General features: G+C 59.9%; 9 protein-coding genes, 1 tRNA gene and 2 pseudogenes. 4 read left to right on the top strand and 8 right to left on the bottom strand.

What is annotated here, in order from left to right; all coding sequences use genetic code 11:
- Nucleotides 1-756 (bottom strand): tyrosine-type recombinase/integrase (locus ELH03_RS15910; RefSeq protein WP_130766701.1); only part of this gene is annotated, 756 nt, incomplete at its 3' end.
- Complete coding sequence (locus tag ELH03_RS15905; RefSeq protein ID WP_027664907.1) at nt 753-1994, bottom strand: site-specific integrase; 1242 nt, start codon at nt 1992-1994, stop codon at nt 753-755. The genes ELH03_RS15910 and ELH03_RS15905, both read right to left, overlap by 4 nt.
- A 155-nt stretch (nt 1995-2149) precedes the next feature.
- Here ELH03_RS15905 and ELH03_RS38765 point away from each other — a divergent pair.
- Together ELH03_RS38765 and ELH03_RS15895 are read left to right on the top strand one after the other, a co-directional pair.
- Nucleotides 2150-2221 (top strand): annotated as a pseudogene (locus ELH03_RS38765) (transposase domain-containing protein); the annotation flags it as partial.
- Nucleotides 2222-2821: 600 nt separating this feature from the next.
- The gene (locus ELH03_RS15895; RefSeq protein WP_128411220.1) at nt 2822-3421 is read left to right on the top strand and encodes a hypothetical protein; all 600 of its coding nucleotides are present in this window, start codon (nt 2822-2824) and stop codon (nt 3419-3421) included.
- Between the two features lie 28 nt (nt 3422-3449).
- On the opposite strand, the pseudogene ELH03_RS37960 reads toward ELH03_RS15895, so the two are convergent.
- Nucleotides 3450-3602, bottom strand: a pseudogene (locus ELH03_RS37960) (thermonuclease family protein); the annotation flags it as partial.
- A gap of 409 nt (nt 3603-4011) precedes the next feature.
- On the opposite strand from ELH03_RS37960, the gene ligD reads away from it, so the two are divergent.
- Entirely contained in the window at nt 4012-4929 is a 918-nt protein-coding gene (ligD, locus tag ELH03_RS15885; RefSeq protein WP_245462662.1) for a non-homologous end-joining DNA ligase, read from the top strand.
- A gap of 121 nt (nt 4930-5050) precedes the next feature.
- On the opposite strand, the gene ELH03_RS15880 is transcribed toward ligD, so the two are convergent.
- The 4 genes from ELH03_RS15880 to xylF all read right to left on the bottom strand — a co-directional run bounded on the left by ELH03_RS15880 (nt 5051) and on the right by xylF (nt 8750).
- Nucleotides 5051-5127 (bottom strand) — tRNA-Arg (locus ELH03_RS15880).
- A 205-nt stretch (nt 5128-5332) separates the two neighbouring features.
- On the bottom strand, nt 5333-6115 hold the full coding sequence (locus tag ELH03_RS15875; RefSeq protein ID WP_003542059.1) for an ATP-binding cassette domain-containing protein: 783 nt from the start codon (nt 6113-6115) through the stop codon (nt 5333-5335).
- Nucleotides 6116-6129: 14 nt separating this feature from the next.
- The gene (locus tag ELH03_RS15870) at nt 6130-7443 is read right to left on the bottom strand and encodes a sugar ABC transporter permease (protein ID WP_128411221.1); all 1314 of its coding nucleotides are present in this window, start codon (nt 7441-7443) and stop codon (nt 6130-6132) included.
- 266 nt (nt 7444-7709) lie between these two features.
- The gene (xylF, locus tag ELH03_RS15865) at nt 7710-8750 is read right to left on the bottom strand and encodes a D-xylose ABC transporter substrate-binding protein (protein ID WP_018073829.1); all 1041 of its coding nucleotides are present in this window, start codon (nt 8748-8750) and stop codon (nt 7710-7712) included.
- A 227-nt stretch (nt 8751-8977) separates the two neighbouring features.
- Between xylF and ELH03_RS15860 the strand changes: the two genes are divergently transcribed.
- Nucleotides 8978-10210, top strand: coding sequence for an ROK family transcriptional regulator (locus ELH03_RS15860; RefSeq protein WP_128411222.1), 1233 nt, complete (start codon nt 8978-8980; stop codon nt 10208-10210).
- Between the two features lie 285 nt (nt 10211-10495).
- Here the strand turns inward: ELH03_RS15860 and iolG are convergent, their stop codons facing one another.
- Nucleotides 10496-11488, bottom strand: coding sequence for an inositol 2-dehydrogenase (iolG, locus tag ELH03_RS15855; protein ID WP_003561807.1), 993 nt, complete (start codon nt 11486-11488; stop codon nt 10496-10498).
- Nucleotides 11489-11727: the final 239 nt, after the last annotated feature.

Below are 11727 nucleotides of genomic sequence, written 5' to 3'. Positions count from 1 at the left end.
CAGGGTCTGGACGGCGAAACGGTGACGAAGATCATGAATCCGTGGGCCATCTCGATTCCCCTCCTGTCGTAATCCGATTTGCCGGGATAGTCGCCAGAACACGCGATGCACGTATTGATGCAGCAATCTGCCGCCTTGTTCGGCGACGAAGAAATAGGGACTGCGCGGCGTACCAAGGTGTGCATCGCGTCGGGCGGCGTAGCCCGAAAGGACAGCAATTGTCGTGGCATGCAGCGGGACCAGCCGTGACTTGCCAAACTTTGTCTCTCGGATGGTGAGGACGCCCTGGTCGAGATCGACATCGGCCCGGAGCAGGCTGAGCGCTTCGGAATGGCGCAGTCCGGCCACTGCTATCAGCCCGAACAGGCAGTGATATGTCCAGCGCCGCAGAGCGTTGGCCGGCGGCAACGACAGTGCCGCCGCCAAAAGTGTCTGAATCTCGATCTCGCTATAGATGTAGGGCTTTGTCCGCCGTGCCGGTGCTACAGCGTCGCTTGGTAGCACTTCTGTCAAAGGATCGAAATAACTGAGGTGCTGTGCAAAGCAGCGCACATCAGACAGGCGGATGGACCAGCTTGGCTGCCGGCCCATCGAGGTGACCCACTCCATTGCCAGATCATTCGTGATGGTCTCGGCGCCGCGGGATTCCATGAAAGCGACGAACTCCGACAATCGTTTTGCCGGACCGTCATATTTGTATCCCAGCCCTTGGCGCATGCCGATGTAGCGCTCAAACGCGGTGCCAAGCCGGCTCATTGGACACCTCCCGGCCAGGGTAGGCTCAGTTCACGCAGCTTATCAATATCGAGCTTGGCATAGATTCTTGTACTGTCGATGCTTCGATGGCGGAGCAGTTGGCCGATCTCAGCAAAGCTGGCGCCCGATCGCAAAAGGTCAGTCGCAAGGCTGTGGCGGAAAAGATGGGCGCCGTGATGCGCATAGCCTTCAATGTCGGCCTGTTCGAGTGCTTGCTTAGCGATCCACGTGATGGCGCTGCCAGATGTAAAACCCACGTGCGGGGCGAGTGTTCGTAGGAAAAGTCGTCGACATGCCGAGGCTGGACGCCCATGTCGGATATAAGCGACGAGTGCTGTTCCGACGTCGTGACGCAGCGGCATAGTCGCTTGGCGTCGTCCCTTTCCGTGTACGAGGATCGTGCCCGACTGCCAGTCGATATCGTCAAGATTGAGGTTGGAAACTTCGCTGGCGCGCAAACCGAGCTTGGCGAGGATCATCAGAACCGCGTAGTCCCGACGACCCATTGCCGTCGTCCGATCACAGGCATCGAGAACCTTCTGGACTTTCTCGGGCGGGAGAAATGTTGGAAGGCCGGCAAGTCGCCAGCGGCGGATGGACGGCACACAGCCAGCGAGCGGCATCGAGATGAAACCCTTCAGATGCAAATAGCGCAGGAAGGCACGCACAACCCCGCACATGGCTTTGCCACTGTCGGCGGAACCATCGAGCGCATGTCGCTCGACATAACCGATCACGGTCTGCGGGGTGAGCGCTGCAAACCCGTCTACGCCTAAAGGGCACACCTCCCGGAGAAATCGAAGCGACAGAAGCTTGTGGCTCCCCATAGTCGCGGCGGCGAGCCCTCTCTCAGTCGAGAGATATTGCCCGAATACATCGACGATCTTCTCGTGCTCACTGCGCAGAATCGGAAGTGCGGCTGGTATTAAGCCTTTCTCCCGTAACGCCAAAAGCAAGCGGCGGAGTGCCGATCGATCGCCCGAGTCGGGCTTCCAGTGCTTGAAACGATGCTCAAGAAAGCGGTCGACGTGAACCTCGCTTAAATCCTGCGGAGCATGTCCATTGCCAACATGCCAGTCCATCAGATCCCGAAACAGGCTCAGCGAGCGCCACGTGCAATGCCGACCCAAACCTTCGTTCGACATTTTGGCGGCGTAAACGCCCGCAAACTCCCGATACGGACCATAGACCAGCTTCCGGTATAGGGCGCTGCGATTCAAATAGTCAGTTGCGTTCATGTGTCCTCTCCTTCGCGTCAACTGCGACGGAGAGACCCTAAACTATGCCGACTAGCTGCCCGCTATGATGCCGGAAACGTTGGCAAAAAGTTGATTAATCGGCATAGTTCGACGGTCGGCATAAGCCTGCAAACTCAATGCGTCGATCCGCCGACTATCTGACCGCCACGCTCACTGCCATCGTCAATGGTCACAAGCAGAGCCGTATCGATGAGCTATTGCCGTGGAAGGAAATCACAGACTTCGACTTTGACGACCGCCCGCTTAAGATGCGATGGAACTGGCAACACCATCGCACGCAAGATGCCCCGACAGATTACCTATACCCTATGATCAATTGGAAGGTTGGCCGCCCGCAAACCGTCGGTGCCGAGGGTTAAGGGGGGATTCCCGAAAACGAGTTTGAAAAGGGTGCTCCGGATCAGGGGCAGACACCCTTTTCGTGCTGAGTTTTGCAGTCTCAGCGGAACGGAAATTAGCAGAGAGATTGCTGTCTACCATCGGACCGAAGTCCGACTCACTCGCGATAATTCGTCGATGTCAGCGCCGAGGCCACACCATCAATCAATGCGTCCCTCGATGCGTCTGACTATCTGTCCGCTACGCTCACCACTTCGGCGACGAAGTCTCGTGCCCCGCAGCTGGTGCACCGCTGCCATCCGTTCTGGCCGACGGTGACGGATTTCTTCCCGTAGTTTCTTTGCTCGCCGGAGATCAAGTGAGATATGCCAGTTGGCTTGGCTGTTCGCTTCTTCTGAGACGATTGTGCCTTTTCGAGTGTACTTAGACATGTATCAACACGACCTAGAATCGCGCTAGCTTAAGGTATGTGGTCACTTCCCGCTTTGCCAACAGACAACCTTTACAAGCTCATCACGCTTCTGGGCATGGCGATGTATATAAGCGCTTTCTACCTTTTGTACGTGGAGAAAAAGCCATTCGAAGAGACCGGAGCGTTTATCTATTCTCGCGCGGCTGTCCTGAGAGATCGGTTGGAAGATGCGGGTGCCAAGCCCAAACCGCTTGAAAAAGACCTTACGGAAGAAAGCCCATACGATCGATACCGAGAGTTTCGCGATCTAATCCACTCTGCGGCGCTCGATCCAGTACAAGCCCAGCAACTGCGGGACATGAACGAGCAGCTACTCAACACGCGCCTTTCAAACCTACGAAATGTAGACCGGGCTGAACAAATGGCGCTCAACATCCGCTTACTGACGATTCTTGCGGCGATTCTAACCACGGGCGGCAGTATAGCTTGGTACTTTTGCTTCCAGCGCCATCAAGATTTCATAGCGAAAGTGAACGCTCTCGAAGCCTACCAAAGAGTGTTATTGGCTCAGGCAGCCGCGCTGCATAACGGGCTGGATAAAGAGCCGCCACCTGCCAAGAAGACACGCAAACGCGTGACACAAACGCCCACCTGAAATCAAACCTCATCGGGAGATTTTTTCATCAGCTGCACCAATCGTTTCGCTGTCTCGGGCTCCACGACCGTGCGAAGCCTTTCTTGAGCAGCTTCTTGCCTATCTCTTCGCCGTTCGTTCGATAGATGTTAACGAGAGGTCGGTGCGATTGCGTACGGTCCACCGAGCCGCTGAACACGACGAAGGTGCGCTGCAAGTCTGGCGAGACCGCAGACACAAAAAAGGCCCCACTATGGAGCGGGGCTAAGGTTGAGGTGGGTCGCATATAGCGAAGTGTAACGAATCTCCGCACGACCCGAAGGTTTTACGATCAACGGAGCATATTGTTCCCGTGCCGACAGATTTTTTTGAGTTCGTTTCCCTGTTTCGGGCTCCACGTCGTAGCGAAGCCTTTCTTTCAGTTGAAGAGCGTTATCGACTTGCCGGCCGACCGTGCAATTCCAGTAGTTTTTCAGGACGCGTCGACTCGCAAATCTGCGAGTGATCCATCGCCGACCGTCGAGTGATGTTGCTAAATGTTCTCGCGTGGCCGAAGTCAATAACACGTATTGGGCAATTGCTTTTTACGACATTGCTGATGGGATGGTGGCATGACAAAGCCGCCAACACGAAAGCCGCTCCTGCAGGATGCTGACAAGCCGGTTCAATCCCCGCCGCGCAAGCCTCGAAATCCCGCGCAACCAAATCTTCCCCTCGACCCTATGCCGGATCGTGTCGATCCTTGCCTTTCTCTCCTCAAGACCAAGCCGCCCAAAGGCCGGCAATGGGCCTTCGAGGTGAAGTGGGACGGATACCGACTCGCCATTCACATCGAACCATCAGGCGTCCGCATCCTGACGCGCGGCGGCCACGACTGGACGGATCGTTTTCCCGCGATCGCTGCCGAGGCACGGCGCCTGCCTGTCGCCACGGCCATTCTGGACGGCGAGGCCGTCGTGTTCGACGAGCGTGGCCGGTCGGACTTCGGCAGGCTTCAGCAGTCGCTTGGCGGCCGGGGCGGGAAGCGGACGTCGCGGGAAGCTGTCTTGATGGCATTCGATCTGCTCTATTTCGATGGCCGTGACCTCACCGGGACCGAACTCTCGGCACGGCGCCATCTCCTTGAGGGCTTGGTGCCTGCCGGCGGCGAAGATGCCATTCGATTGTCCGAGGAGATCGGGGCGGATGGAGACGTGCTCCTGCGGATCGCCTGCGAGCATGGGTTGGAAGGCATCATCGCGAAAGACCGGAACAGCACCTATCGCAGCGGCCGCCTCGGCGACTGGGTGAAGATCAAGTGCGTCCAGAGCGACAGCTTCTTGGTCGTCGGCTACGAGAAGTCAGGAGCTGCCTTCGGGCAAATCGGCTCGCTATTGCTGGCGGCACGTAAGGCTGGCGAGCTGGTCTATGTCGGCTCGGTCGCCGGCGGCATCGGCGCCGCGGGATGGACGACAGCCAACGGAATCACCGCGTGCCGATCGACCGGAGATGAACGAAGCCGACAAAATCCGGGAACGCCTCTTCCTTGAAGAGCTGACGATCCGGAAGAAGCGAAAAAAGAAAACCTAGGCTGCTTTTACGCGTGCTTCCTATATGCTTCCTGCGAATGGCAGTCAGGTTTTGAAACATACGATAAACGTTTGAAAAGACTGGCGCACCCGACAGGATTCGAACCTGTGACCTTTGGAATCGGAATCCAACACTCTATCCAGCTGAGCTACGGGTGCATGCTTGAGGCGGTTTGAATCGCCTGTCCGATGGGTGGTTCTTAGCCTAGCTTGCGGCCGGCTTCAATCGCGAAATTCTCAGAAATACGGGTGCTTGCGCTTTGCAGGGTGTTTTTATCCGTCAGCCTGGGGGCCGTTGCATAAAAACTCCGCCGGCCTTGCGGGCGGCGGAGCGTTGTTGTCGTGGGCTGTCGGCGCGCGGCGGTCAGATCTGCATGGCGCCGGGGCCGGGGATCGCCTTTGGCGGCACCTTGCCGAGGATGATCATCCCGAGCACTTCGTCCTTGGTCACGTCCTCGGTGCGGGCGTGGCCAACGACCTGGCCGTTCTTCATCACCGAGACGCGGTCGGCGAGGTCGAAGACGTCGTGAATGTCGTGGCTGATGAGGAAGATGCCGATGCCTTCCTTCTTCAGCTGCTTGATCAGCTCGCCGACCTGCGCCGTCTCCTGGGGGCCAAGGGCCGCCGTCGGCTCGTCCATGATCAGGATGCGGGCATTGAAGAGGATCGCCCGCGCAATCGCCACCGATTGCCGCTGGCCGCCCGAAAGCGCCTTCACCGGCTCCTTGAAACGCTTGAAGTTGGGGTTCAGGCGCCCCATCACCTCGCGGGCCGAGGCTTCCATCGCGACGTCGTCGAGCGTGCCCCAGCGGGTCTTCAGCTCACGGCCGAGATAGAGGTTGGCGGCGGCGTCGACATTGTCGGCGACGGCGAGCGTCTGGTAGATCGTCTCGATCCCGTATTTCTTGGCATCGCGCGGATTGCGGATGTCGGCAGGCTCGCCGTTGATCAGGATCTCGCCGCCATCGCGCTTGTAGGCGCCGGAGAGGATCTTGATGAGCGTCGACTTGCCGGCGCCGTTATGGCCGAGCAATGCCACGACTTCGCCGGGGTAGAGATCGACCGAGGCATTGTCCACGGCGTGAATGCCGCCGAAGGAGATCGAGATGTTTTTCAGTTCCACGAGGGGAGTGCGTTGATCAGCCATGTCTAGGGCTCCTCTCACTTGGCACGGGCGCGGTAGACGGTGTCGAGCCAGACCGCCACGACAAGGACGGTGCCGACGACGACGCTCTGCAGCGGCGTATCGACATGTGCGAGCACCATGCCCGACTGCAGCGACTGCATGACGAGCGCGCCGAGCATGGCGCCGGCGATGGTGCCGGTGCCGCCTGCTAGCGACGTTCCGCCAATGACGGCGGCGGCGATGGTGTAGAGCTCGTCGAGCGTACCCTGCGAGTTCGTTGCGGCGTTGAGGCGCGCGGTGGAAATCGCCGCCGCAATGGCCGCGAGAATGCCCATCAGCGCGAAGATGCGCACGGTGACCCAGCGGGTCTTGATGCCGGCGAGCTCGGCCGCTTCGGGGTTGCCGCCGATTGCGAAGACGTAGCGGCCGAAGCGCAGCCTTGTCGCGATGAAGGTCATGATGATGCCGACGACGATCGCGATCAACACCGGCACGGCGATACCGTAGGGGATATCCATGCCGGTTTCGGGCCAGGGAATATTGTTGGTCTCGGCATATTTCTTGGCGATGTTGATCGGCCAGTAATAGCTGTTGGCGATCCAGACCGCGCCGAGGATGAGCACGCAGCTCAGGACAGCGAGGAAATATTCAGCCCACATCGGCCGGCGCGGGAAACCGAAGCGCCGGCGCTGCCGGCGTGAGCCGACGATGCTTGCGATGACGAAGAGGCAGGCGCAGATGCCGACGATCCAGCTCCAGGTGGCGCCGATCGAGCCCTCGGCGCCGCCGCCCATGATGCGGAAGGTCTGGTCCATCGGGGCAACCGTCTGGCCGCTGGTGACGAGCCAGGTGGCGCCGCGCCAGACGAGCAGGCCGCCGAGCGTGACGATGAAGGAGGGAACGTTGAGGAAGGCGATGATGATGCCCTGGAAGGCGCCGATCAGGCAGCCTGCCGCCAATCCGACCAGCAGCGTGATCGCCCAGGTGAAGGGGCTGTCGAAGCCGATATATTCCGGCAGGATCTTGGCCTGCGTCACGCCCATGATCATGCCGCAGAGGCCGAGCACGGAACCGACCGAAAGGTCGATATTGCGGGTGACGATGATCAGCACCATGCCCGTCGTCATGACGGCGATGTCGGTCGTCTGGACCGAGAGGTTCCAGAGATTGCGCGGGGTCAGGAAGAGGCCGCCGGTGATGATGTGGAAACCGATCCAGATGATGATCAGCGCGCCGATCATGCCGAGCAGACGCGTGTCGATCTCGGTGGCGCGGAAGAAGCGGGTCACCGGACTGGCTTCCGCCGCTCGCGGTCCGCTTGATGTTGTGGATTTTACCATTTCGGCCATGGGTTTGCCGTTCCCCCACTTTGTTTGGACGGACGCGCCGGAGTGCTAGAGGCTGCCATCGGCGTCATGCGTCTGTTCTTCAACTCACCATCGCGATGCTTCCGGAAACCGGTCGCGTGGCGTCGCGACACCCTTCCGGCAGGGAATGAAAACCCGCGATGGTGCGGCGAGGCGGAGAAAACTTCATCGTTGGAATTCTCATCCGCATCCGGCGCCGCAACGGTGTTCCGCTGCGGCGCCGGCAATTCCAGTTTACAAGCCTTGGCTTACTTGCAGGCAGCGACGCTGTCGGCCTTGACGCCCTGGCACGCTTCCGCCTTGGAGATCCAGCCGGCGTCGATGACGACGTTCAGGTTTTCCTTGGTGATCGCAAGCGGCTTCAAGAAGACCGACTGCATTTCGACGCCCTTGGGGCCGCCCTTGAAAGCCTGGGCGCCGTCGATCTTGCTCATGTCCTTGCCGCCGGCCAGGTCGAGAGCGATTTCAGCGGCGCGCTTGCCGAGTTCGCGGCTGTCCTTCCAGACGGAAACCGTCTGCGTGCCGAGAGCGATACGGTTGAGGGCTGCCTTGTCGCCGTCCTGGCCGGAAACCGGAACGGAACCGGCAAGACCCTGTGCGTCGAGAGCAGCGATTGCGCCACCGGCGGTGCCGTCATTCGATGCGACGACGGCGTCAACCTTGTTGTTGTTGGCGGTCAGGAACTGCTCCATGTTGCGCTGAGCGTTCTCCGGCAGCCAGCCGTCAGTATAGGCCTCGCCGACATTCTTGATCTTGCCGGCGTCGATGGCGGCCTTCAGCACTTCCTGCTGGCCCGAGAACAGGAAGTCGGCATTCGGATCGGAAGACGAGCCCTTGATGAAGACGTAATTGCCTTCCGGCTTGGCCTTGAAAACGCCCTCAGCCTGGAGGCGGCCGACTTCCTTGTTGTCGAAGGTGATGTAGAAGGCAGCCGGGTTTTCGATCAGGCGGTCATAGCCGACGACGGGGATGCCTTCCGCGGCGGCCTTCTCGATGGCCGGGCCGATTGCATCGGAGTCCTGGGCGAGAATGATCAGCGCGTTGGCGCCCTGCGAGATCAGCGATTCGACGTCGGTAAGCTGCTTTGCGGCAGAAGACTGCGCGTCAGCGGAAATATACTTGGCGCCCTTGGCTTCGAGAGCCTTCTTGATGGCGGCTTCGTCCGTCTTCCAGCGTTCTTCCTGGAAATTCGACCAGGAAACACCGACGACGAGATCGGCAGCCATGGCAGCGGTATGCACGGAAACGAGGATGGCAGCACCTGCCATCAATTTCAAAATAGACTTCATAATGTCCTCCCGAGTGGATTGCGACCGGCCCAGCCCATGCTTCCTCCGGCCACCGCGAATAGCTGTCGAGAAAGGTTCGGATTTTTTTCTCGACAGTCGAGAAATTTAGTGTCAGAGATTTTTTCAACTGTCAACACTGCACTGCCAGCTTAATTTCCTTGCGAAACATCGGCTGGAGATGCAGTGGAAACCAAGGGTGGAGCAAGCAGGGAGAGAGGGCGGCATTCATGCTGACCAAGTCGAGCACGGAGCTGGTCAGGCAGAGAAACAGCGTGCTCGTGCTGTCCGTGCTGCGTCGCCACGGTGCGCTCGCGCATACCGAGATATCCGATTTCACCGGGCTGTCATCGGCGACCATCTCGGCCATCACCACTGAGCTGGAAAAAGCCCAGATCATCGAAAAATCGGAACACCAGCCGGCAAGCGGCCGCGGCCGGCCGCGCGTGCTGCTGCGCCAGCGACGCGATTGCGGCTATCTCATCGTCGTCATCATCTCCTCGGATGCGGTGCAATATTCGCTGGTCGATTATGCCGGCAAGCTGATCGACCGCTTCAGCGAGGAACGTTCGCATGATCCGGCAGGTGCTGCCCGCTTCGTCGCTGCGGTGCGGGCCGGGCTTTTTCGTATTCTCGATCGTTCGAAGATTTCGCAGGAAAAGGTGCTGCTGATCTCGATCAGCAGCAAGGGGCTGGTCAATTCCACCGAGCCGGTTCTCGTCTGGTCGCCGATCTTCGGCAGCGACCAGATCGATTTCGAATCGGCACTCCGGCCGGAATGGCAGGCCAAGGTGATCCTCGACAACGAGACGCTGCTGGTCGCAGCAGCGCTCGGCGCGCGTGAAGAGATGGTAAAGGGCGCTGATTTCCGCTCGCTCGCCGCCCTTTCGCTCGGCCATAGCGTCGGGCTCGGCATCGTCAGGCGCGGGAACCAGACAGGGCAGGAGATATCGGCGCCCAATTTCGGGCACATGCTGCACATGGCCAATGGTGGGCTCTGCCGCTGCGGCACGCGCGGCTGCATCGAGGCCTATGCCGGTTTCTACGCGATCCTGCGCAGCGCCTTCGAGGTGCCGCTCGATACGATTCCGGCAAAGTTCGTGCCGGTGGCGGAACTGGACAAGATCGCCGCCAAGGCGCGCCAGGGCCACCGCGTCCCCGCCTTCGCCTTTCGCCAGGCGGGGCTGGCGCTCGGCAACGGGCTGTCGCGCATGCTGAGCCTGACGGAGCGCATGCCGATCGCCATCACCGGGCCGGGCACGCGCTATTACGACCTTCTTCGGCAGGGGATCGAAGAGGGTCTGGGGCAGTCGCACATCGTGCGCATGGAAGGCATGCCCGAGATCAGGGTGGTGGCCGACGAGCAGATCCTCGTCTTTGAAGGACATCTGAACCGGGCGCTGTCGGTGATCGACGAGGATATCGTTCTCTCGGGCGTTCAGGGAATCCAGGCATCGGGTTGAGGGAGAGAGCCTGCTGTGCTCCGACGGCTGCAGAAACCCCTCCCCAACCCCTCCCCACAAGGGGGAGGGACTAACGTGCGGTAGCCGACTGAGGCAAGCGTCAACCCTTCTGCGGATGAAACCGTGAAATGGAAAGCCGCGGGCGCGGCATCTTAGCCCCTCCCCCTTGTGGGGAGGGGTTGGGGAGGGGTCTTCGGTTCACGCACCTGCGGGTGTCATCAAACGCGAAATGGCCGGGCTGGTGCCCGGCCATCTCATGCATGGCTTCCGGTCGGGAGAGGGCCGTCAGCCGATCTTGATAAGCTTGCCTTCCTTGACGGACTGGACCGCGGCATCGGCGAGCGCGAGCGCTGCGAGACCATCGGCGCCTGATGGAGAGATCTTGGAGCCCTTCTCGATCGCGGCGATGAAGCTGGCGATCTCGTTGGCATAGGCTTCGGTATAACGGGTCATGAAGAAGTCATGCAGCGGCGGGCGGGTGTAGCCTTCGCCGTTTGCGACTTCGATCGAGACCGGGCGCTGGTTTTCGGCCGAGACGAGGCCCTTGGAGCCGTGTGCCTCGATGCGCTGGTCGTAGCCATAGGTGGCGCGGCGGGAGTTGGAGATGATGGCCTGCTTGCCGGACTTGGTCTGCAGGATCACCGAAACGCTGTCATAGTCACCAGCTTCGCCGATCGCCTTGTCGACGAGCACGGCAGCGGTCGCGAAAACCGACACCGGTTCTTCGCCGAGCAGGAAGCGGGCCATGTCGAAGTCATGGATCGTCATGTCGCGGAAGATACCGCCGGAGCGTTTGATGTAATCGACCGGCGGGGCGCCGGGGTCACGCGAGGTGATCGTCACCATCTCGACATCGCCGATCTTGCCTTCGTCGATGACCTTGCGCACCGCCATGAAATGCGGGTCGAAGCGGCGGTTGAAGCCGACCATCAGCTTGGCGCCGGTCTCTTCCACCACCTTGATGCAGGCCTTGACGCGGGCGACGTCGAGATCGATCGGCTTTTCGCAGAAGATCGCCTTGCCGGCGCGGGCGAAGCGCTCGATCAGATCGGCATGGGTATCCGTCGGCGTGCAGATGACGACGGCGTCGATATCCTTGGCGGCCTCGATCGCCTCGATGGTGCGGACTTCGCAGCCATAGGCGGAGGCGATCGCTTCGGCAGCCTGCGGGAAAGCGTCTGCGACCGCGACGAGCTTTGCATTGGCGTCGCCGCTGACGGCCTTTGCATGGACCTTGCCGATGCGGCCGGCGCCGAGAAGACCAAATCTCACTGTCATTCTAACCTCCCTTGAATTCGGAACAAATAAACCGAATTGCCAAATTTCTGGAATTTTCATTCCATCTTCTGTGGACCGCGTCAAGCCCGCGGATCTTTCACATTTGCAAGATTCGAACCAGAGCCTTTCATGGTCGGATTGACGTATTCTGCCGGAGCAGATTTTGGTCAGGGCAGAGCTGATCGCCTCCGATCCTGGCGGAAAGATGCCCGGCCTTTCAGCCAAGAGAATACTTTAAT

The organism is Rhizobium beringeri (assembly GCF_004306515.1).
In the GTDB taxonomy this organism is placed as follows: domain Bacteria; phylum Pseudomonadota; class Alphaproteobacteria; order Rhizobiales; family Rhizobiaceae; genus Rhizobium; species Rhizobium beringeri.
This window is presented reverse-complemented; position numbering and strand designations above follow the sequence as displayed.

Excerpts from the sequence above, each read along its gene's own strand:
- iolG (WP_003561807.1), bottom strand. The coding sequence starts at position 11,488 with ATGACAGTGAGATTTGGTCTTCTCGGCGCCGGCCGCATCGGCAAGGTC.
- ELH03_RS15860 (WP_128411222.1), top strand. The coding sequence starts at position 8,978 with ATGCTGACCAAGTCGAGCACGGAGCTGGTCAGGCAGAGAAACAGCGTG.
- ELH03_RS15905 (WP_027664907.1), bottom strand. The coding sequence starts at position 1,994 with ATGAACGCAACTGACTATTTGAATCGCAGCGCCCTATACCGGAAGCTG.
- ligD (WP_245462662.1), top strand. The coding sequence starts at position 4,012 with ATGACAAAGCCGCCAACACGAAAGCCGCTCCTGCAGGATGCTGACAAG.
- ELH03_RS15875 (WP_003542059.1), bottom strand. The coding sequence starts at position 6,115 with ATGGCTGATCAACGCACTCCCCTCGTGGAACTGAAAAACATCTCGATC.
- xylF (WP_018073829.1), bottom strand. The coding sequence starts at position 8,750 with ATGAAGTCTATTTTGAAATTGATGGCAGGTGCTGCCATCCTCGTTTCC.
- ELH03_RS15870 (WP_128411221.1), bottom strand. The coding sequence starts at position 7,443 with ATGGCCGAAATGGTAAAATCCACAACATCAAGCGGACCGCGAGCGGCG.
- ELH03_RS15895 (WP_128411220.1), top strand. The coding sequence starts at position 2,822 with ATGTGGTCACTTCCCGCTTTGCCAACAGACAACCTTTACAAGCTCATC.